Origin of the sequence: Natrinema pellirubrum DSM 15624, assembly GCF_000230735.2 — an archaeon.
Classification (GTDB): domain Archaea; phylum Halobacteriota; class Halobacteria; order Halobacteriales; family Natrialbaceae; genus Natrinema; species Natrinema pellirubrum.
Genome location: NC_019962.1, coordinates 365507 through 385747, shown reverse-complemented (window position 1 = coordinate 385747; position 20241 = coordinate 365507). Strand labels below are relative to the sequence as shown.

20 protein-coding genes are annotated in these 20241 nt (G+C 62.8%); 14 read left to right on the top strand and 6 right to left on the bottom strand.

Annotation, left to right across the window (positions count from 1 at the left end):
• Positions 1 to 172 precede the first annotated feature (172 nt).
• From NATPE_RS01895 to NATPE_RS01885, 3 genes are all read left to right on the top strand, one after another.
• Positions 173 to 964 (top strand): electron transfer flavoprotein subunit beta/FixA family protein, encoded by a 792-nt coding sequence (locus NATPE_RS01895; RefSeq protein ID WP_006180287.1) that lies wholly within the window; start codon positions 173 to 175, stop codon positions 962 to 964.
• Complete coding sequence (locus NATPE_RS01890; protein WP_006180288.1) at positions 961 to 1917, top strand: electron transfer flavoprotein subunit alpha/FixB family protein; 957 nt, start codon at positions 961 to 963, stop codon at positions 1915 to 1917. The genes NATPE_RS01895 and NATPE_RS01890 overlap by 4 nt, the downstream gene beginning before the upstream one ends.
• Positions 1918 to 2153: 236 nt before the next feature.
• Positions 2154 to 2996, top strand: coding sequence for a polyprenyl synthetase family protein (locus tag NATPE_RS01885; protein WP_006180289.1), 843 nt, complete (start codon positions 2154 to 2156; stop codon positions 2994 to 2996).
• Positions 2997 to 3001: 5 nt separating this feature from the next.
• On the opposite strand, the gene NATPE_RS01880 is transcribed toward NATPE_RS01885, so the two are convergent.
• The 4 genes from NATPE_RS01880 to NATPE_RS01865 all read right to left on the bottom strand — a co-directional run bounded on the left by NATPE_RS01880 (position 3002) and on the right by NATPE_RS01865 (position 7053).
• Positions 3002 to 4117 carry a DUF373 family protein gene (locus NATPE_RS01880; protein ID WP_006180290.1) on the bottom strand — a complete coding sequence of 372 codons (1116 nt, stop codon included), beginning with the start codon at positions 4115 to 4117 and terminating at the stop codon, positions 3002 to 3004.
• A 138-nt stretch (positions 4118 to 4255) separates the two neighbouring features.
• Complete coding sequence (locus NATPE_RS01875; protein WP_006180291.1) at positions 4256 to 4558, bottom strand: sensor histidine kinase; 303 nt, start codon at positions 4556 to 4558, stop codon at positions 4256 to 4258.
• Positions 4559 to 4630: 72 nt separating this feature from the next.
• A complete protein-coding gene (locus tag NATPE_RS01870; protein WP_015298696.1) occupies positions 4631 to 5743 on the bottom strand; it encodes an IS630-like element ISNpe13 family transposase in 1113 nt (370 codons plus the stop codon).
• Positions 5743 to 7053, bottom strand: coding sequence for an ATP-binding response regulator (locus NATPE_RS01865; RefSeq protein ID WP_006180294.1), 1311 nt, complete (start codon positions 7051 to 7053; stop codon positions 5743 to 5745). Before NATPE_RS01865 ends, NATPE_RS01870 begins: the two co-directional genes overlap by 1 nt.
• 114 nt (positions 7054 to 7167) lie before the next feature.
• On the opposite strand from NATPE_RS01865, the gene NATPE_RS01860 reads away from it, so the two are divergent.
• A complete protein-coding gene (locus NATPE_RS01860; protein WP_006180295.1) occupies positions 7168 to 8163 on the top strand; it encodes a radical SAM protein in 996 nt (331 codons plus the stop codon).
• Positions 8164 to 8714: 551 nt separating this feature from the next.
• The gene (locus NATPE_RS01855) at positions 8715 to 9437 is read left to right on the top strand and encodes a hypothetical protein (protein WP_006180297.1); all 723 of its coding nucleotides are present in this window, start codon (positions 8715 to 8717) and stop codon (positions 9435 to 9437) included.
• 29 nt (positions 9438 to 9466) lie between these two features.
• On the opposite strand, the gene NATPE_RS01850 is transcribed toward NATPE_RS01855, so the two are convergent.
• On the bottom strand, positions 9467 to 10639 hold the full coding sequence (locus NATPE_RS01850) for a helix-turn-helix transcriptional regulator (RefSeq protein WP_449406625.1): 1173 nt from the start codon (positions 10637 to 10639) through the stop codon (positions 9467 to 9469).
• Between the two features lie 373 nt (positions 10640 to 11012).
• Here NATPE_RS01850 and NATPE_RS01845 point away from each other — a divergent pair, with 373 nt between their 5' ends.
• Together NATPE_RS01845 and NATPE_RS01840 are read left to right on the top strand one after the other, a co-directional pair.
• Positions 11013 to 12242: a DUF7096 domain-containing protein gene (locus NATPE_RS01845; RefSeq protein ID WP_015298694.1), complete on the top strand. Its 1230-nt coding sequence runs from the start codon at positions 11013 to 11015 to the stop codon at positions 12240 to 12242.
• 113 nt (positions 12243 to 12355) lie between these two features.
• Positions 12356 to 12850 carry a type IV pilin gene (locus NATPE_RS01840; protein ID WP_015298693.1) on the top strand — a complete coding sequence of 165 codons (495 nt, stop codon included), beginning with the start codon at positions 12356 to 12358 and terminating at the stop codon, positions 12848 to 12850.
• Positions 12851 to 12862: 12 nt separating this feature from the next.
• On the opposite strand, the gene NATPE_RS01835 is transcribed toward NATPE_RS01840, so the two are convergent.
• Complete coding sequence (locus NATPE_RS01835) at positions 12863 to 13486, bottom strand: methyltransferase domain-containing protein (protein WP_006180302.1); 624 nt, start codon at positions 13484 to 13486, stop codon at positions 12863 to 12865.
• 157 nt (positions 13487 to 13643) lie between these two features.
• On the opposite strand from NATPE_RS01835, the gene ahaH reads away from it, so the two are divergent.
• Genes ahaH through NATPE_RS01800 form a run of 7 tightly spaced genes read left to right on the top strand, consistent with a single transcriptional unit; the run spans position 13644 to position 20241 of the window.
• Positions 13644 to 13976, top strand: a complete 333-nt coding sequence (gene ahaH / locus NATPE_RS01830) for an ATP synthase archaeal subunit H (protein WP_006180303.1) — start codon at positions 13644 to 13646, stop codon at positions 13974 to 13976.
• A complete protein-coding gene (locus NATPE_RS01825) occupies positions 13963 to 16215 on the top strand; it encodes a V-type ATP synthase subunit I (RefSeq protein WP_015298692.1) in 2253 nt (750 codons plus the stop codon). The genes ahaH and NATPE_RS01825 overlap by 14 nt, the downstream gene beginning before the upstream one ends.
• Positions 16216 to 16218: 3 nt before the next feature.
• Positions 16219 to 16479, top strand: coding sequence for a hypothetical protein (locus NATPE_RS01820; RefSeq protein WP_006180305.1), 261 nt, complete (start codon positions 16219 to 16221; stop codon positions 16477 to 16479).
• A gap of 20 nt (positions 16480 to 16499) precedes the next feature.
• On the top strand, positions 16500 to 17081 hold the full coding sequence (locus NATPE_RS01815; RefSeq protein ID WP_006180306.1) for a V-type ATP synthase subunit E: 582 nt from the start codon (positions 16500 to 16502) through the stop codon (positions 17079 to 17081).
• Entirely contained in the window at positions 17078 to 18145 is a 1068-nt protein-coding gene (locus tag NATPE_RS01810) for a V-type ATP synthase subunit C (protein WP_006180307.1), read from the top strand. Before NATPE_RS01815 ends, NATPE_RS01810 begins: the two co-directional genes overlap by 4 nt.
• A complete protein-coding gene (locus NATPE_RS01805) occupies positions 18142 to 18474 on the top strand; it encodes a V-type ATP synthase subunit F (RefSeq protein ID WP_006180308.1) in 333 nt (110 codons plus the stop codon). Before NATPE_RS01810 ends, NATPE_RS01805 begins: the two co-directional genes overlap by 4 nt.
• A 3-nt stretch (positions 18475 to 18477) precedes the next feature.
• A complete protein-coding gene (locus NATPE_RS01800; protein WP_006180310.1) occupies positions 18478 to 20241 on the top strand; it encodes an ATP synthase subunit A in 1764 nt (587 codons plus the stop codon).

Genomic DNA, 20241 nt, shown 5'->3' with positions numbered 1-20241 from the left:
CGTTTCCGTCTCGTGGATCGACGGTGGGGCGAAACGTTGGAAGTAAAGAGCGGGGAGCGAGGCTGCACCACTAACAGTCACCGGCGGCTAGCGAAAACATGGTAACGAAACGACGCCTGGGTGACGTGCGGTTTCGAAAAGGTTTACGGTATGGACGTAGCAGTGACAAACGATGAAAATTCTCGTAACGGTCAAAGAGGTGGCGACCGTCGAAGACGAGTTCGAAATCGAGGGAACTGAAATCGCACAGCAGTACCTCGGTGCCGACTTGAACGAGTGGGACGACTACGCGATCGAGGAAGCCGTCCAGCTCCAGGAGGACGGAATCGCCGACGAGGTCGTGACGGTCACGATCGGGCCGGAAGACTGCGAACAGACCATCCGACAGGCGCTCGCGAAGGGCGCCGACCGCGCCGTCCGCGTCTGGGACGACGCGCTCGAAGACGTCGACCTGCTCGACGTCAACGCCAAGACGGAGATTCTGAGCGCCGTCATCGAGGAAGAGGACCCCGACCTCGTCCTCTCGGGCGTCCAGGCCGGCGACGACAGCTTCGCCGCGACCGGCGTCTCCGTCGCCGAGAACATCGGCTTCCAGTGGGGCGCCGTCGTCAACCACCTCGAACACGATCTCGACGATGGGATCGCCTCCGTGCGGCGCGAACTCGAGGGCGGTGTCGAGGAGCTGACCGACATCGAACTCCCCGCCGTGTTGACGATCCAGACCGGGATCAACGAGCCCCGCTATGCCAGCCTCCGTGGCATCCGACAGGCACAGCAGAAACCGATGGACGTCAAGGCACTCGCCGACATCGGCGTCGACGAGAGCACGATCGAAACCGAACTCGAGCTGACGGACATGTACGAGCCCGAGAGCGAGAGCGACGTGACGACCTGGGAGGGAAGCGCCGACGAGACCGCCTCGGAGCTGGGTGAACTGCTCCGCGACAAGGGGGTGGCACAATGACGGACGTCCTCGCAGTCGCGGACCACCGCCGCGGCGAACTGCGCGACGTCAGCTACGAGATCATCACCGCCGGTCGCCAGCTCGCCGACGAGACCGGCGGCGACCTCCACCTCGCGGTCATCAGCGGCACCGTCGACGAGTTCGCCGAGAAGCTCAACCGCGAAGGCGTCGACGCCATCCACACCGTTTCCCACGGTGAGGAGTTCAACCACGACGTCTACTCGCAGGCGATCACGCAGCTCTACGACGAGCTGGCACCCCAGTTCGTCGTGACGCCCAACAGCGTCAACGGGCTCGACTACGCGCCGGCCGTCGCCAACGAACTCGACCTGCCGATCGTCACCGACACGGTCGATCTCGAGACCGACGGCGAGACCCTGATCGCGACCCGCGAGATGTACGGCGGGAAAGTCGAGACGACCAACGAACTCGAGGGCGACGCGGTCGTCACGATCCGCGGTGCCGAGTGGCCCGCCGCCGAGGGCACCGGCGACGCCGCCATCGAAGCGTTCGACGCCGACATCGACGAGGACGCGATCGGCTCCACCGTGAGCGGCTTCGAGGAAGTCGGCGGCGGCGACGTCGACATCAGCGAGGCCGACCTGCTGGTCTCGATCGGTCGCGGGATCGAGGAAGAGGAGAACCTCGACCTCATCCGGGACCTGGCCGACGCGCTCGGCGCGACGCTGTCCTCCTCGCGACCGATCGTCGACAACGGCTGGCTGCCCAAGAACCGTCAGGTCGGCCAGTCCGGGAAGGTCGTCACCCCTGACGTCTACATCGCCATCGGGATCTCCGGCGCTGTCCAGCACGTCGCCGGGATGAAGGGCTCCGACACGATCGTCGCGATCAACACAGACCCCAACGCACCGATCATGGACATCGCCGACTACGCGATCGTCGACGACCTCTTCGACGTCGTCCCCGAACTCATCGAAGAGTTCGAGGGCTAAACAGGCCTTAATCGTCGATTTTTTAGAGTAAGCAGAGCGTGCTGAACGGCTCGATCGGAGGCTGTGCGTCTTCCGGAGCAAGCAGTAGTACCGCGAGCGTCTGCGACGCTCGCGGCCTTTTTTGGTCGAGATTTTTTGCGCGAGTGGTGGCTCGCGGGGCGAGCCACCCGAGCGGAAAAAAGGTCGGTCGTGGTGGATCCGTTAGCTACTTTTTCACCCCATCCTAAGCGCGGGTGATGGAACTGCTGGAGCGGCGACGGGCGCTGATCGAAGAGCGTCTCGTCGAGGTCGTCGAGGGGCTCGAGCCCGAGACGCTCAGCGATGAGGTCCGCCACGTCGCGCTCTCCGGGGGGAAGCGCGTTCGACCGATGGTGACCCTGCTGGCCTGCGAGACGGTCGGCGGACGGGCCGAGGACGCGGTCGAGTTCGGCGTCGGAATCGAACTCGTCCACACGGCCTCGCTGGTCGTCGACGACATCATCGATCGATCGGAACTCCGACGCGGGACGACCAGTGCGTGGGCCGAGTTCGGCCACGGACCGGCGATCATCACGAGTGACGGCCTGCTCGGGGAGGCGTTCGCACTGTTTTCGGCGGATCCCGACGCCACTCGCGTCGTCGCCGATGCGATGGTCGAACTCGGCGTCGGCGAGGCGACCGAACTCTCGGCCCAGCCGGAAAACGAGGACGAGTACATGACGCTGGCCCGCCGCAAGACCGGCGCGCTCTTTCGGGCCGCAGCCGAACTCGGTGCGATCGCTGCCGACTCCGATCCCGTTACCGTCGAGGCGCTCGGCGAGTACGCCGAACGCGTCGGGGTCGCCTTCCAGATCAGAGACGACGTGTTAGACGCCGTCGCCGACCCCGAGGAACTCGGCAAACCGACCGGACACGACGCCGCTTTGGAACGGCCGTCGGTCGTCCAGGTGACCGACCTCACGCCCGAAGCGGCCAACGCCCGCGCCCGGACCGAGGCCGACCGGGCGATAGACGCCCTCGAACGGGTCGAGGTCGCCGATCCGGAGGCCCGCGGCTACCTGCTCGAGCTGGCGGAGTTCGTCGTCGAGCGCGAGCGGTAAGGCGGTCAGACTCGCTCCGCGCCTCGCCTGTCTTCCTCCCGCTCCGAGTCCGAAAAGCGCGATTCCGCGACGGCGAAGGTAAGCGTACTGACGATACCGAGCAGCGTCCCTGCCGTCAGCGCCGTCGCGAGGAAGGTGAGTTCGACCCGGTCGAGGAAGAAGGCACTCACCGCGTGGAGAACGACGGCGATCGAGAGGACGTAGAAGGGGGCGTTGAGGTAGCGCCACTCGAGCGAGCCGGCGATGTACTCGTCGGTGATCTGGCCGAGACTGGTCGTCAGCCCCGCGACGGCGAACCAGCGGATCGAGCCGTTGAGAAGCGCGGCCAGCATGACCGGGACCCCGAGGTCGCCGGCGGTCGATTCCCGGACCGCCTCGAGGGTATCGAGTCCGTTAACGCCGCCGAGGACGAACAGGGCGGCGGCGACGACGTAGGCGAGCAGGGTCGTCCGACCGGCATACAGCGATCGGCGAGCGCGTTCGACGCTCGTATCGAGTCGGTCGCCGAGTCCCAGCCCCCGCGAAATGAGATAGAGCCCGAGCAGGGCGGAGGTCGTCCCGAGGACGAACCCCGGCATGTCGAGGACGGTGCCGATCAGGGCAAGCGGATAGATCAACAGGAGGATACCAAGCGGAATGAGGACCGTCCCGCGGGTCTCGGGGTCGTCCAGCACTTGCTTGATCGTGTAGTACATCGACTCGAGGTTCTGTGCCTGCCGGACGACGACGCGGCGGACGCCGTCGATCGGGACTCGCGAGCGGATGATCGGAATGACGGACTCGTCCTGTGCGCCGTCGGTAACGACCAAGGCGGTGACGTCTTCCCCGGTCGAGAGGCTCGCGAGAACGGTGTCGACCTCGTCCCCGACCTCCCGGTTGGCGCTGACGTCGCCCTCGTCGTTACCGGTGACGACGGCGACCTCGACGCTCTCGTCGCGGTCGGCCAGATCGTCGTAGACGTGCAACCCCTGAAAGATCACGTTGACGTCCGAGTCCTCCGGGTCCGCGGTCGCGAGGGCAACGGCCGCCTCCTCGACGGGCTCGCGACCGATGACCGGCGTCGAAAAGCCGGTCTTGCGCCCGAGGTCATCGTCGAGGTCGACACAGAGGACCAGCAGCATCAGTCGGACGTTCGAGGGCGGGGTATTTCCATCTTCTGGGGACGGAAGAAGACGCTCGAGGGGCTCGAGGGCGACACGGGTGTCGTGGTCCGCAACTCCGCTCGAGGGTCGGCGACCGACGCCCGTCGACCACCGACCCTACGTCGATCGCGTCGATGTCGTCCCGTCGGTCGGAACGATGACGTCACGGAACTCGAACCGCGCACCGCCGTCGTCGCCGTCGCACGCGGCGACGGTCCAGCCGTGGGCCTCGGCGATCTCCTCGACGATCGCCAGTCCGAACCCGGTCCCCTCCGCCGCGGTCGTGTGGCCGAACTCGAACAACGACTCGCGATCGGTCGGCAGCCCCGGTCCCGTATCCTCGACGTAGAAGCCGTCGGGACGGTCGCCGCTGCCGGCGGACTGGGGCTTGCGCTCGAGCGGGCCGACGGTGACGGTCAACCGATCGGCGTCGTCGCCGTGTCCGACGGCGTCCTGACGGGGGTGGGAGTCAGGGCTCGTCGAGCCTAGTGATTAGCAAATCTTATTGAGAAATCCACTGAGGTGATTGTCAATCCACGATGCAGCGAAACTCAGTTTCTCGGTCAGTTGGTCGAACAGTTCGTCAAGGAGTCTCCGGTACTCGTCTTCGCCGTTAACAATCAACGGCGAAGACTCCCACTTGAGACTCTTCCAGACAGGTTCGATTGGGTTGAGGTCCGGGGAACCAACCGGAAGGAACACCAGATCAATCCCGAGTTCATGAGCACGCTTGCGCGTGTGCTTGCAGACGTGTGACGAAAAGTTATCCAACACGAGCAGAATCCGCTTGCCGGGATTCTGCTCGCGGATCTCCTCGAAACACCCACAGATTTGTTCTTTCTCCTGGTTCGGTGGGAACGACAGCACGCTCTCTCCGTTGAGCGCATAGAACCCGGCCGCTGGTGTATCGATTTTCACCAGCGGCCGAGTGATATGTGGTTCATCGACCGTATACAGTCGCTGAGAGTTGTCCCATGGTTGTGGATGCGAGACATCGAAAAATCCCACCACAGTCCCGCCATCAGTGCAGATATCCTCATCGGTACGCCACTTCTCTTCGTCGTCATCGTCGTCACTCTCGCGCTTATTATGTGGCTGGTCGTGAGCATCCTCGTCGAACGCGTACTCAACGCGTTCGTCGAGGATCTCTTCGGCGTTGTCGGGTCGATCAGGCCGTTTTGTCCGAGGAATGGCGTAGGAAAGGCCGAGATTGTGTAGGAACGTTGGGAGGTAGTGTGGATGATATTCGACGTCGAACTCCTCGTCGAGAAGGTGCTGAATCTCCTGTTTTTTCCACGGTTGTCCCTCACGTAGTCGATCGATGAGTTCGTCTTGTTGGTCTTCGTCGAGCTTCGGGGGCCGACCGCCCCCGAAGTTCGGAGTGAGTTTGCCGAGACCTCCTTCGTTCCAGCGGTTAACCCAGTTCGTGGCGGTGCCCTCAGATTTCCCGACGTCGTCGGCGGCTTCCTTCAGCGTGGCACCCTTGTACAGCCGTTTGATGAACACGAGGCGTTCGAATTCCTTCTGATCGTCTGCCTCGCCGAGAAGACGATCCAGATCTTCTTCACTCAGGTGTCGCACGATTTTCTTCTCTCGACCAGTCACTACACTAAAGAGATACTTCTACTCAATAACTTTCCCGAATCACTATGCTCGACGGCGTCCTGCTGAGCGTGGGAAGCAGGGGTTGTCGAACCATGTTCGACGGCGTTTCGAAAGAGGTTCTCGAGCAGCGATCGAACACGGTCTTCATCGCCGTACAGCATCGGATCGGTTTCGATCTCGAGGCGGGCATCACCGGTGTCGACGGTCGCCCAGGCTGCTTGGGCCGTGTCAGCGAGCGAAAACCGCTCCTCGTCGCCGATCGCTTTTCCCTGTCGGGCCAGCTGGAGGAGCCCGTCGATGAGTTCCTCGATCCGGACGAGCGACCGCTGTAGTTTCTCGACGTGGCGGTCGTCGGCCCCGTCCGCGATGAAATCGAGGTGCCCCTGCGCGACGTTCAGCGGGTTCCGCAGGTCGTGACTCACGAGGCTCGCGAACTCCGACAACCGCTCGTTCTGGCGCTCGAGTTCGCGTCGGTAGCGTCGTCGGCGCGTGACGTCCCGAATCGCGTGTACCGTTCCGGTGAACTCCCCGTTCTCGAGCGGCAGGAGTCTGGTGTGGACGTCGTGGATTCGTTCCTCACCGTCCGGTGACTGAAACCGAACCTGATACTTCGCCCGCTCCCGGTCGGTCGTCGAGGAGAGCAGGCCACGGACTTCCTCGATGTACTTAGTCGTTACCTGCTCGTCGTAGTAGCCGCGATCGATGAGATCCGGGAACGGCGTTCCGATCAGTTCCGTCCGTCCCTCGACGAAAGGGTCGGCGAACTCGTCGTTACACCAGTTGATGACGGCGTCAGTGTCGAGGGTAAACAGCGCGGTCGGCACGAGTTCGAGGATTCGAACGTTCTCGACGAGGGCCCGGTATCGCTCGAGTTGCCGTTCGCTCTCGCGGCGGGCCCGTTCGGCGCGGCGTTTCGCGACGGCGTTCTCGATCCGGTTTGCAAGCACGGTGTACTGGGCGGTTCCCGACCCCTTCCGGAGGTAGTCGGTAACGCCGGCCGAGATCGCCTCGCTCGCGATCTCGTCGGGGGCTGTGCCGGTAAAGAGAACGAACGGGACTGACGGATCGCGCTCCCGTATCGCCACGAACAGCTCGAGGCCATCCATCTCCGGCAGCTCGTAGTCACTGACGACGCAGTCGATCGGTCGGCCGGCCCCGTCGCTCGCACCGTCGAAGACCGCCAGCGCGTCGCGACCGTTCGCCGCGGTCGTCACGTCGATCTCGTCGTTCCGTCGCTCGAGAACGGTGGCGGTCAGCTCGCGCAGTTGGAGGTCGTCATCGACAGAGAGAACACGGATCCCCGGAGACATTGGTTACGTTACGTACAATCTCATCGCATAATAATATGGGGTTGTGTGGTGCCACGACACATGGGCCGGCAGTTTCGCACGGCTTTTGAGGCTCGGGGGGGTACGTACCCTCGAATGATCTCGAAGGGCTGTGAGCAGTGCGCGAAAGGCGGCAAGATGGTGCTGTTCGTCTACGGTTACTGCGACCAGCGCGACTGCTTTTACTGCCCGCTCGGCGAAAATCGGAAAAACGTCACCGACGTCTACGCCAACGAGCGACTCGTCGAAAGCGACGAGGACGTCCTGACCGAGGCCCACCGCATGGATGCGCTGGGCACCTCGATCACCGGCGGCGAACCGCAAGAGGCCTTGGGCCGGACCTGCCACTATCTCGAACTGCTGAAAGACGAGTTCGGCGAGGACCACCACACTCACCTCTACACCGGCATCACCGGCGGCCGCGAGAACATGCGCCGTCTCTCGGAGGCCGGACTCGACGAGATCCGGTTCCACCCACCCTACGAACAGTGGGGCGACCTCCACGGCACCGAATGGGAGGAGATCCTCTACATCGCCCGTGAAGAGGGGCTGACCCCCGCGTTCGAAATCCCCGGTATCCGCCCCGAGGAGGAGTTCCTCGAACTCATCGACGAGGGCGCGGCCGAGTTCTGTAACGTCAACGAGTTCGAGATGAGCGACGGGAACTACCGTCGGATGCAGGAACAGGGGTACGAACTCAAGGAAGACCACATGAGCGCCGTCGACGGCGACCGCGAGGAGATCCTCGACGTGATGGGCAACCACGAGAAGGTCTACTTCTGTACCTCCGTGTTCAAAGACGCCGCCCAACACCGCCGCCGCCTGAAACGCATGGCCCGCAACATCCGCCGCGAGTTCGACGACGTCACCGACGACGGCACCCTCGTCTACGGCAAGACGTACGCCGACCCCGACCGCTTCGAGGCACTGGGGGTCCCGGAGGAGTTCTACACCGTCAAGAGCGACCACGTCGAGGTCGCCTGGTGGCTTCTCGAGGAGATGATCGAGGAGGGTGACCTCGAGGACGGCGAAATCGTTGAGCAGTATCCGACCTACGACGGACAGGTCGTCGAACGGACGCCACTCGCGTAAGGACCGCTCGCTTCGTTCGCGGTCTTTTTGGTGCAGATTTTTCGAGGAGTGGGGAGCATCGCGAACCCGACGAGAAAAAGGTGCGCGCAGATCGTTGAGCAGTATCCGACCTACGATGGACAGGTCGTCGAACGGACGCCACTAGCGTAAGGACCGCTCGCTTCGTTCGCGGTCTTTTTGGTGCAGATTTTTCGAGGAGTGGTGAGCATCGCGAACCCGACGAGAAAAAGGTGCGCGCAGATCGTCGAGCAATATCCGACCTACGACGGACAGGTCGTCGAGCGGACGCCGCTTGCGTAAGTACCGCGAGCGTTGCGCGGTTCGGAACGAGCGAAGCGAGTGAGAACCGCGAATGCGAACGGGGAACGAAGTGAGCCGTGAGCGAGCAGCCGTCTTGCTGCAGGTTTTTGCATGGGATAAGGATCGTTTCGCATCGTTCAACACCACGGGACCGCCGACTCGGGACCGTACTGACGCGTCGGTCGTCGAATGAGTCACCGACGCTTATCAGGGCTGTAATAATGGTCTCCCCGTCGGAAGCGGGAGCCACGATGGAACTTCGAAACGTCGCCGTCGTCGCGGTTGCGCTGCTCGTGGCCCTCTCGGGATGCAGCGCCCTCGGGGGATCGCAAGCGGAACCGTCGAACGACACCGAGACGGACACGAACGGCATAGCAGACGATGAATCCGAGTCCCCCGGCGATGACGTCGAGTCGAGCGGAAGCGAGAACAAAACGGAACCGGACAGCGGAGACGATACCGGGGACGCAGACACCACCGCAGAGTGGTCCCCGCCGGAAGAACCAAACCGGCCCCTCGAGGACAAGCGCGAGGACCGAATCGAGAGCGTCGAGTTCGTCGACAAAGAGCCGGCGGAGAACGGGGACGGCTACTCGAACTTCAACCTCGAGGTCGTCGCCAACACCAGCATGGAGAACGTCGATCCGCCGGAACACGGTGACGTGGAGGGCGAGCCGTACTTCTTCGTCAAGATCAACGAGGACGAACAGAAACTCGTCGAGCGGACGGACGAGGTTCGGATGGAAGAAAACGGCACGTTCCACATCGAGGTTCGCCCGGCCGGGCTCGAGGAGTTCGACTCGGGGTCACTAACCGTCGAAGTCTTCCTGATGGACGAGGACAAGGACTGGGACGACATCTACGACGCCGTCGGCAAGGACGTTCAGTTCAATCCGGAGACGGGCACTGATGGCTCGAGTTCGACCGACGGCGATTCGGAATCAGGCGAGAACTACTCGGTAGCCGTACGGTAGTCGCGGATCGGCTACTCCGGGTCGAACGATCAGTCGACTTCGGTCGGATCGACGCCCGGCAGCGTGATGAGGTTCTCCCGGCCGATCCGGAGTTTCTCGATCTCGTCGTCGTCGTCCATCTGCGAGAGCAGTTGCGACACCTTGGCGTTGGACCAGCCGGTCTCCGAGACGATCGAGGCCTGTTTCATCCGGCCGCCGTTTTGCTTGAGCATCCGAAGGACGCGCTCCTCGTCGCTCAGCAGTTCCGGATCGACTGCGTCCCCGACCGGTTCCTCGAACTCGAGGCTGGTTCCAGTGTTGCGATCGTCGTCGATTGCGGCACCGGTCGAAGAGGTCGGGCCAGTCGGTTTCCTCCCTGGCGAATCCGGGCCATCGGACTCGGCCGCCTCAGTACCGTCCCCGTCGCTGGCAGTACTGGTGGCGATCCCGATCGCTTCGATCGAGGGTAGTCTATCGGTCGGAATTGACGGGCTGGTCCGGCCGTCCCGTCGTACCACGAGGTACCCCACACTCATGAACCCGACGACGAAGAGGAGACCGCCCAGAAGCCACCCCCACATCGGTATCACCGAATCACTGGTTCGGATAAAAACGATCTCGAGTTCGGTAGCGTCGAACTCGTAGGGACCGTCCCAAGAAAGTTGTGTTGGCGTCTCGAGAGCGTACTGTTGGGGTGTTTCGACAACGAGGCGCTGTCCGTCGTACAGTTGAAACCAGACACCGTTCTCCGTTCGGAACGCGTCGCCGAAATTAACACGATCCCCGTCGACAGTAGCAAAGTTCGTCCAGGTGAACGAGTAGGAGATGACGCCGACCTGAACGTCGTCTGTCGTCGTGTTGTTACGAACGACAGTGTCGTTCGGCGACTCGACGACTGTCGGGTCGTCCCACCCGGGGTCCTCGATCGACATCTCACGTCCGGTCTCCTGTTCAGCAGTTCGACGGAAGTCTTCGAACACGTCGAGATCGTAGCCGACGTTACGCTGGTTATTCGTGACTTCCGCGGCGTATTCCCGGAACACCGTCTCTTCGCTCTCGTTCGTTATGAGAAAGCGACTCTCGATCGTCCACCTGACATCGCCGTTGTCGCGAACGGTAAGTCGAAATACCTGCCGAGTAGCGGGTCGCTCGAGCGGCTCTGTCGATTGGGCAGTGATGGCCGACGGTGGTGAACCAGCCGTTCGGAATCGGGAGTCGGCCAAGCGATAGTCAGTTGGCGACCGTTCTATCGTCGTTGGGGACCGATCACCGATCGTATCGGCCCGCTCCGATGCCGGTGTCGAAGCGGACATAGCCGGTTTCACGGCCACCGCCCCCAGAAGAGTCGTGATGAGGAGGATTGTGAGGGCGACTGTGACGGCGGTGGATACCCGCATGCGTACCATCGGGTGGTCGCCCGGGGGAAAAAACCCTTTCCATCGAAAATAAAACGTCACTACCGGTCCTAAAGCGTTTCCGGGCCAGAGAACACTTCTGGTAGAGGCGGTAAAACATCAGTAGCACGAATTTAATCCAGGTATTCGAGTGAATTGAAGTGCGACCAGTTTTTGTATCAGGAGAACATACGGTCGTTCGATGAACCGCGCGATTCCGCCCCTCCTCGCAGCCGCTCTAGTTCTATCGCTGACAGCGATTCCAGTGGTTGCAGACCCCGTAACCGGAGCGAACGACCCTCTCGAGACGCTCCATCAAGAGAACCTACGTGCGGCTAACAGCCCGTCTCCACAGACAATCGAGAACACGACGAACCGCCTCTCACTCGATGAAACATCCAGAATGAGGTACGCCGAATACGGCTCCGACCTCGGCGCAGCGCTCGCGAGTGCGGACGACAAAATTCGAGTCGATCACGCCCAGTACACGACCGTCGATAAGGAGTTCGACGATGCAACCGCGGACGAACGGCGAGAGCTGCTCCAAAACGGCTACGAGCGGTTGAAAGAGCAATCGGACGGGCTCGAAGAACGGGAACGACGCGCCGTCCGTTCCCACGCTAACGACGAACTGTCGGACGAACAGTTACTGCAGGTCTTGGTTCGGAATCATCGGGAAGCAACAGTCCTCTCCGAGTCGTTCGCCGAACTCGATGAGCGATCGGATCGGGTTCAGAATTTCTCACTCTTGGTCGACGACGAGCGGGACAAACTCGAGATGCACCGAACGGAAATTCGGGCACAACTCGACTCGGCATACAGGTACGGCGGCTCGGTCGACGGCAACGTAATCGCAATCGAGACGTCACGGAACGGGTACGTACTCTCCCTACTCGGAGAGAGTTACGTCCGCGAAGCGACTCGCTTCGATAACCGGAACGCGTCACAGTCGACTCAGTTCGAGGACATCCTGGATGCATACGACCATGCCCGCGAACTGTACCCTTGGGCGTACGAAACGGTCCAGTCTCCGTCGTTCAACGAATATACTACGGTACAGTTGTACAAGATCGACAATAACCACGAACACGGACATCTCGAGGCGTATCTCGACGGAGGAACGGGTGAGATTTACCGAGAAGTCCAGGTTATAGACCGGACTTCGTTGCCATTCGAAAATAGAAAAACTTCAGTTAAGGAAGGGGTAGAAATATCCGTCATGGAAACGAAAGCGGACGGGCCAGCGACCGTATCAGTGAACGATTCGGAAACGGGCGATCCCATCTCTGTACCGATCACCGTCGACGGATTCGCAGTTGGAACGACCGGTGACGACGGCAGTCTCTGGTACGTACCACCCAAGGGTGAGTACGAACTGCAAGTAAAAACAGCGGACGGAACGAGCGTCCCCGTCACACTCTCGAGTTCCTAACCACGAAGTTCGAATTCGGGGCTCGAAACTTCCCGCTCTCGCTTGCCGTTTGATCGAACGAGTACCACTGTGAGACCGATCTTTTATACCACAAGGCGTGGCCAAGAGGTGGTGTGACCGAGAGGACGAACCGAGCCGCGACTGCAGATACACGGGCCGTGAGCCCGATTATCGGCGTACTCGCGCTGATCGTACTCACCGTCTGTCTGGCAGCCGTCGTCGCAGTCGGTGTCGGAACGTGGTCGCTCGAGTCATCTAGCCCGACCGCGACGTTCGAACTTTCGGCTGACGGCGATCGCTCCACGATCGTGATCACCCACGTCACGGGGGATGTCATCGACGTCGAGACGCTATCAGTAAGGATTGCCGTAAACGGGACAGCGATTGCCGAACAACCGCCGATTCCGTTCGTCGGTGCAAGTGGATTCGACGGCGCGCCCGATGGTCCGTTCAACGCCAGAAGCGATTCCGAGTGGACAGCAGGAGAGCGCGCCGGTGTTTCGGTCGCTGCGACGAACAGTCCAACGTTTGCGACAGGTGATTCCGTCACCGTCACGCTCGCTGTCGACGGACGGCAGATAGCTACTCTCGAGACGACGGCGACCTGAATCGGGATCGGACTACTCGGGCGCGCGACCGATCGTCGTGATCGCGACGTCGGGCTCGTAGGACGGCCCCATGAAGGCGTGTTTCACGTCCTCGAAGCCAGCGGCCTTGAACATCCGGTCGGCTTCATACTCGTCGTAAAAGAGCATGATCGAGTCGGCAAGCAGTTGGCTGACGACGTTGTCGGGGTAGTTCGGGCCGACGACCAGCACCTGCCCGCCGGGTTTGAGGACGCGGCGGAACTCCCGGAGCGCGAGGATCGGGTTCGGCCAGTATTCGATCGAGCCCGACGACCAGACGACGTCGAACGTGTCCGTCGCGAAGGGCAGTCGTTCGGCATCGCCGCGGTGGAAGTGAACCGGCGGCCCGCGCTTGCCGAACTTCTCGTAGGCCTGTTCGAGCTGGTGTTCGCTCTGGTCGAGCGCGTAGACCTCGTCGACGTGTTCGAGCAGTCCCTCGGTGGCGAACCCGGTGCCACAGCCGACGTCGAGTACCGTCATGTCCGCTTCTAACTCGAGCAGGGACAGGGCCTCGGTGCGCATCTCTTCGGTCCAGACGAACGGATTGACCTGGTCGTAGACCCGCGAGAGGTACTTATAGAACAGTCGAGCGCGGGCCTTGTTCTCGAGAAGTCCCATTAGGATCGAGTTTCGGTCGGATCGGCATATGTCTGCCGTTCCCGGGGGCTCGCGGCTGGAACGTAAGCCGCTATTATCCGCGATCGGTCCGGTTCCCGCTGAGGCACTTTCGCAACTACCATATACGCGCTCTGGCAAACGTCCGGTTGCTTAGAGTATGCCGAGGCCAGAGGTTCTCGAACGAATTAAGTCGGCGGAAGAGGAGGCCGACGAGATCGTCGCATTGGCAGAGAACGACCGCGACGAGCGAATAGCCGAGGCCCGGGAACGTGCCGAGGAGATTCGCACGGAAGCGGAACAGGAGGCCCAGGAGTTGCGGGAGCGCCGCCTGGAGGAAGCTCGCGAGGAGATCGATGCGGAATGTGAGCAGGTCCTCGAAGAAGGCGAACAGGAGCGCGAGGAACTCGCCGAGCGCGCCCGGGAGCGGGTCGACGAAGTGACCGACCACGTCGTCGAACTGTTCCAGGAGGACGTCCATGCTCAGACCTGAGCAGATGAGCAAGGTCTCGGTGACCGGATCCAGAGCCGTCATGGCTCCGGTCATCGAGACGATCCACGAGCTGAACCTGGTCCATCTCTCGGACTACGACGGCTCGTGGGAGGGGTTCGATAACGGCAACCCCATCGAAGGTGCCGATCAGGCGTCGGAAAAGCTCGTGACCGTCCGAGCCCTCGAAAACACCCTCGAGCTGTCGGCCGACGAGGCCGAGCCGGGGCGACTCGAGACAGGCTGGGAGGATCGACTCGAGGAGATCCGCACGCGAGTCAACGAACTCGACGACCAACGCGGTGAGGTCACCGACGAGCTGCGACAGGTCAACGAGAAGATCGACCGCGTCGCGCCCTTCGCGGAACTCGGGATCGACCTCGACCTGCTGTCGGGGTACGAGTCGGTCGACGTGGCCGTCGTCGAAGGTCCCGTCGGTGCGATCGAGGACGCCGTCGCGGCGTCCGACGACATCCGGGCGTTCGAAACGTTCACCGGCGGTGACGTCGTGGCGATCGTCGCCGCACCGACCGCGGACGCCGACGACGCGCCGATCGACGACGCCCTGGTCGGCGTCGACGTCACGCGCCATTCGGTGCCCGAGACCGAACAGAGTCCCGAGGCGTACGTCGCCGACCTCGAGGACGAGAGGGCAGACCTCGAGAGCAGACGCGAGGAGATCGACGCGGAACTCGAAGAGATCAAGCGGGAGGAAGCCGGCTTCCTCCTGCGGGTCGAGGAGGAACTGACCGTCGAGGTCCAGCAAGCGGAAGCGCCGCTGCAGTTCGCGACGACCGATCGTGCCTTCATCGCGGAGGGCTGGATCCCGACCGACGAGTACGACCGACTCGTCGCCGCGCTGGACGACGCCGTCGGCGACAGCGTCGAGATCGAAGAACTCGAGCGGGCGGACTACGACCGCCACGGGGCACACTCCCATACGGAGGACGTACAGGAGGGTGCGCCGTCAGCAGCGGACGAAGACGACGCAGCCGCCGACGCGGACGACCAACAGCAGAAGGCGGTCACCGACGGTGGCTCGACGGTCACGATGGGCGACGAGCCGCCGACGGTCCAGAACAATCCGGGCGTGGCCAAGCCGTTCGAACTGCTCGTACAGGCAGTCAACCGACCGAAATACAGCGAGCTGGATCCGACGATCTTCCTGTTCCTGACGTTCCCGGCGTTCTTCGGGTTCATGATCGGGGACGTCGGCTACGGGATCATGTACGTCGCCATCGGTGCGTACATGGCCACGCAGTTCGACAGCAAGGGAATCTCCAGCCTCGGCGGCGTCGCCATCTGGGCGGGGCTGTTCACGATCCTCTTCGGGATCATCTACGGCGAGATATTCGGCCTGCACATCCTCGGAGAGGTCATCTGGCACGACCTGTTCCACTCCGAGCTGTTGCCACTGAACAAGGGCCTCGAGCCGGCCGCGAGTGACTTCGCGCTCGGCTGGATGGTCGTGAGCGTGCTGGCCGGGATCGTCCACCTGAACATCGGGTACATCCTGGACTTCTACGAGAATCTCAGCCACGGATTCAAGGACGCGCTGTTCCACAGCGGCTCCTGGATCCTGATGATCAACGGGATCTGGATCTGGATCTTCTCGGCACAGGGCAAGGGATCGAAGCCCGGGTTCCTGTTCAAGACGTTTGCCAGCGACGGGCCGTTCCCGATCGGCTTTACCGGATTCCCGATGTGGGAGCTATTCGCGTTCCCCGAAGCGATTCCGCTACTCGGTGGATTCCCCCTGACGGCGCCGCTGCTTGTCTTCCTGATCGGGTTCGTCATGCTCGTCGTGAGCGAACCCGTCGAGGCAGTCGAATCGCTTGACGTCGTCGTCAACGTGTTCTCCTACACCCGGATGGGCGCAGTGTTGCTCGCGAAGGCCGGCATGGCCTTCGTGGTCAACCTGCTGTTCTTCGGGGCCTACGAGGACCCCGACGGCGAGTTCCACTTCCTTCGGAATCACGAACCGAGCTACGTCGCCGAACACTACGGCGAGGGTGCAGACGTCATCTTCAACGGGCTCATGCACTCGGGGACCGCGGCCCTGCTCGGTGGACTTGTTATTCTCGTACTCGGACACATCGTTGTGTTAGTGCTTGGCGTGACAAGCGCCGGCTTACAGGCTGTGCGCCTCGAGTACGTCGAATTCTTTAACAAGTTTTATGAAGGCGGTGGGGAGAACTACGAACCGTTCGGAACCGATCGAAATCACACAGAGGACCCATAAACAATGATTGAACTCGCAGACGTCGCACTTCAGAACGGAGACGCAGCAGTCGAAGCAGCGCCCACGCTCAACGACGCCGGTGCCGCGGCGATCGCCGTCGGTCTCGCCGCGCTCGCAGCAGGATACGCCGAGCGCGGTATCGGCGCGGCCGCGGTCGGTGCCATCGCCGAAGACGACGACATGTTCGTCCCGGGCCTGATCATGACCGTCCTTCCGGAGACGCTCGTGATCCTGGCGCTGGTCGTCGTCTTCATCGTCGGATAACCACACCCCCTTCTCTCACAATGAGTTTGGACACAGTCGTCAAAGACATTCGAGAAGAGGCCAACGCGCGTGCGGAGGACATCCGCAGTGAGGGCGAGACGCGCGCCGAGGAGATCGAATCGGCGGCCGAGGCCGACGCCGAGGAGATCCGCGCCGATGCGGAGGCCGAGGTCGACCGCGAGATCGACCAGCTCCGCGAACAGCGCCTCTCCAGTGCGAAGCTGGAGGCGAAACAGAAGCGTCTGGAGGCCCGCCGCGACGTCCTCGGGGAGGTCCGCGAGGCCGTCGAGGACGAACTCGCCACCCTCGAGGGGGACACCCGCGAGGACCTCACTCGTGACCTGCTCGAGGCCGCGAGCGAGGAGTTCGACGAGGGCAACGACGTCAACGTCTACGGTCGAAGCGACGACGCGGAGCTGCTCGAGTCGATCGTCACGGACTACGACGGCTACGAGTACGCCGGCGAAGTCGACTGTCTCGGCGGCGTCGTCGTCGAGAGCGACCAGTCCCGGGTCCGAGTCAACAACACGTTCGACTCGGTCCTGGAAGACGTCTGGGAAGACAACCTCCAGGGGATCAGCAACCGACTCTTCGAGCAATGAGCGCAGGTGCCTCGAATCCGGAATACGTGAACGCTCGCGTTCGGTCGCGCCGAGCCTCGCTGTTCTCGGACGAAGACTACCGCAAGCTGATCCGGATGGGGCCGAGCGAGATCGCGCGGTTCATGGAGGAGACCGAGTACGAACGCGAGATCAACGAACTCGGCGCGCGGTTCTCGGGCGTCGACCTGATCGAGTACGCGCTGAACCGCAACCTCGCGAAGCACTTCGAAGACCTGATCGACTGGGCCGACGGTCGCCTCTACGACCTCATCGCCCGCTACCTGCGGAAGTTCGACGTCTGGAACCTGAAGACGATCATCCGCGGGATCTACACCGATACCGCCCCCGATGACATCCGGACCGACCTCATCCGGGCCGGCGAACTCGAGGAGCGGACGATCGATCGGCTCCTCGAGACCGACGACATCGAGGACGCGATCGAAGTGCTGTACGGGACGATCTACTACGAGCCGCTGACCGTCGCCTACGAGGAGTTCGAGGAGACCGGCGCGCTCGTCCCCCTCGAGAACGCCCTCGACCGGGAGTTCTACGAGAACCTGCTGGCAGACGTCTCGGGCGGCCCGGGCAACGAGCCACAGGAGGGCCCGGAAGCGAAATACATCGAGTTCCTGCAGGCCGAGATCGACTTCCGGAACGCCCGGAACGCGCTGCGGCTCGCCCGCAGTGGGGCCGATCTCGATCCCGCGACCTACTACATCGACGGCGGCGTCCTGTTCGACGAGTCGGAACTGAGCCGACTGGTCGGCGATTACGATGCGCTGGTCGATCACATCGCCGAGAACCGTCGGTACGGGGACCGACTTTCCGAGGCGCTCGGTCGGCTCCGCGAGGCTGACAGCCTTATCCAGTTCGAACACGCACTAGACGCTGCGTTGCTCGAGTACGCCGATACGCTCTCGAGCATCTATCCGGCCTCGGTGTCGGCCGTGTTGTCGTACATCCTCGCGAAGGAACGGGAGGTCGAGAACATCCGCGCGATCGCGCGTGGTCGCGAGGTCGGACTCGACGAGAGCGAGATCGAAGAGGAGCTGGTGATCCTATGAGCCAGGAGATCGCAGTCGTCGGCAGCCCGGAGTTCACGACCGGCTTCCGCCTCGCGGGCGTCCGCCGGTTCGAGAACGTCCCGGACGACGAGAAAGACGAGCGACTCGACGACGCTGCAACGGCAGCCCTCGAGGACGAGGGCGTCGGCATCGTCGTCATGCACGACGACGACCTCGAGTACCTGTCGCGCAACGTACGCCAGGAAGTCGAGACGAGCGTCGAGCCGGTCGTCGTCACCATCGGCAGCGGCACCGGTGGCGGCGGGCTGCGCGACCAGATCAAGCGTGCGATCGGTATCGACCTGATGGACGAGGACGAAGACAGCTAAACTATGAGCCAGGCAGAACAAACCGAGACCGTCGACGAAGACGGTGTAATCGAAAGCGTGAGCGGTCCCGTCGTGACCGCCACGGACCTCGACGCCCGGATGAACGACGTCGTCTACGTCGGCGACGAAGGACTGATGGGCGAGGTCATCGAGATCGAAGGGAACCTGACCACGATTCAGGTCTACGAGGAAACCTCCGGCGTCGGCCCGGGCGAACCCGTCGAGAACACGGGCGAACCCCTGAGCGTCGACCTCGGACCCGGTATGATGGACTCCATCTACGACGGCGTCCAGCGTCCGCTGGACGTCCTCGAGGACAAGATGGGGACCGCGTTCCTCGACCGTGGGGTCGACGCCCCCGGTATCGACCTCGAGAAGGAGTGGGAGTTCGAACCCACCGTCGAAGCGGGCGACGCGGTCGAGCCCGGCGACGTCGTCGGGGTCGTCGAGGAAACGGTCACCATCGACCACAAGGTCATGGTGCCGCCGGACTACGAGGGCGGCGAAGTCACGTCTGTCGAGAGCGGCGAGTTCACGGTCGAGGAGACCGTCGTCGAACTCGACAACGGCGAAGAGATCCAGATGCACCAGGAGTGGCCGGTTCGTGAAGCCCGGCCCGCCGGTGAGAAGGAGACGCCGACCGAGCCGCTGGTGACCGGCCAGCGCGTCCAGGACGGCCTGTTCCCGCTCGCGAAAGGCGGGACGGCGGCGATTCCGGGCCCATTCGGCTCCGGGAAGACCGTCACCCAGCAGCAACTCGCCAAGTGGTCCGACGCGGACATCGTCGTCTACATCGGCTGTGGCGAACGGGGCAACGAGATGACCGAGGTCATCGAGGACTTCCCGGAACTGCCGGACCCACAGACCGGGAACCCGCTGATGGCCCGGACCTGCCTCATCGCCAACACGTCGAACATGCCCGTCGCAGCCCGGGAATCCTGCATTTACACGGGGATCACGATCGCGGAGTATTACCGCGACATGGGCTACGACGTCGCGCTGATGGCCGACTCCACCTCGCGGTGGGCCGAGGCCATGCGGGAGATCTCGAGCCGACTCGAGGAGATGCCCGGCGAAGAGGGCTATCCCGCGTATCTGGCCGCTGCGCTCTCGGAGTTCTACGAGCGCGCCGGCAAGTTCCAGCTGATGAACGGCGGCGAGGGATCGATCTCGGTCGTCGGGGCGGTCTCGCCGCCGGGCGGTGACTTCTCCGAACCGGTCACCCAGAACACGCTGCGTATCGTCAAGACGTTCTGGGCACTGGACGCCGACCTCGCGGAACGTCGGCACTTCCCCTCGATCAACTGGAACGAGTCCTACTCGCTGTACAAGGACCAGCTCGACCCGTGGTGGACGGACAACGTCGCCGGTGACTGGGCGGAAACCCGCCAGTGGGCCGTCGACGTCCTCGACGAGGAAGACGAACTCCAAGAGATCGTCCAGCTCGTCGGCAAGGACGCGCTGCCGGAGGACCAGCAGCTGACCCTCGAGGTCGCCCGCTACCTGCGTGAGGCGTGGCTCCAGCAGAACGCCCTGCACGACGTGGACACCTACTGCGAACCCGAGAAGACCTACCGGATGCTCGGCGCGATCCAGACGTTCAACGACGAGGCCTTCGAGGCGCTCGACGCTGGCGTGCCGCCGGAAGAGATCACGGACGTCGACGCCGCGCCGAAGCTCAACCGGATGGGCACGGCCGAGGAGTGGGAGGAGTTCATCGACGAGATCGAGAACGACCTCAAAGAACAACTACGAACACTGTACTAA

Bases quoted from the DNA above. Each gene is read 5' to 3' on its own strand.
- NATPE_RS01895 (WP_006180287.1), top strand. From the start codon at position 173: ATGAAAATTCTCGTAACGGTCAAAGAGGTGGCGACCGTCGAAGACGAG.
- NATPE_RS01890 (WP_006180288.1), top strand. From the start codon at position 961: ATGACGGACGTCCTCGCAGTCGCGGACCACCGCCGCGGCGAACTGCGC.
- NATPE_RS01885 (WP_006180289.1), top strand. From the start codon at position 2,154: ATGGAACTGCTGGAGCGGCGACGGGCGCTGATCGAAGAGCGTCTCGTC.
- NATPE_RS01880 (WP_006180290.1), bottom strand. From the start codon at position 4,117: ATGCTGCTGGTCCTCTGTGTCGACCTCGACGATGACCTCGGGCGCAAG.
- NATPE_RS01865 (WP_006180294.1), bottom strand. From the start codon at position 7,053: ATGTCTCCGGGGATCCGTGTTCTCTCTGTCGATGACGACCTCCAACTG.
- NATPE_RS01860 (WP_006180295.1), top strand. From the start codon at position 7,168: ATGATCTCGAAGGGCTGTGAGCAGTGCGCGAAAGGCGGCAAGATGGTG.
- NATPE_RS01855 (WP_006180297.1), top strand. From the start codon at position 8,715: ATGGAACTTCGAAACGTCGCCGTCGTCGCGGTTGCGCTGCTCGTGGCC.
- NATPE_RS01845 (WP_015298694.1), top strand. From the start codon at position 11,013: ATGAACCGCGCGATTCCGCCCCTCCTCGCAGCCGCTCTAGTTCTATCG.
- NATPE_RS01835 (WP_006180302.1), bottom strand. From the start codon at position 13,486: ATGGGACTTCTCGAGAACAAGGCCCGCGCTCGACTGTTCTATAAGTAC.
- ahaH (WP_006180303.1), top strand. From the start codon at position 13,644: ATGCCGAGGCCAGAGGTTCTCGAACGAATTAAGTCGGCGGAAGAGGAG.
- NATPE_RS01825 (WP_015298692.1), top strand. From the start codon at position 13,963: ATGCTCAGACCTGAGCAGATGAGCAAGGTCTCGGTGACCGGATCCAGA.
- NATPE_RS01820 (WP_006180305.1), top strand. From the start codon at position 16,219: ATGATTGAACTCGCAGACGTCGCACTTCAGAACGGAGACGCAGCAGTC.
- NATPE_RS01815 (WP_006180306.1), top strand. From the start codon at position 16,500: ATGAGTTTGGACACAGTCGTCAAAGACATTCGAGAAGAGGCCAACGCG.
- NATPE_RS01810 (WP_006180307.1), top strand. From the start codon at position 17,078: ATGAGCGCAGGTGCCTCGAATCCGGAATACGTGAACGCTCGCGTTCGG.
- NATPE_RS01805 (WP_006180308.1), top strand. From the start codon at position 18,142: ATGAGCCAGGAGATCGCAGTCGTCGGCAGCCCGGAGTTCACGACCGGC.
- NATPE_RS01800 (WP_006180310.1), top strand. From the start codon at position 18,478: ATGAGCCAGGCAGAACAAACCGAGACCGTCGACGAAGACGGTGTAATC.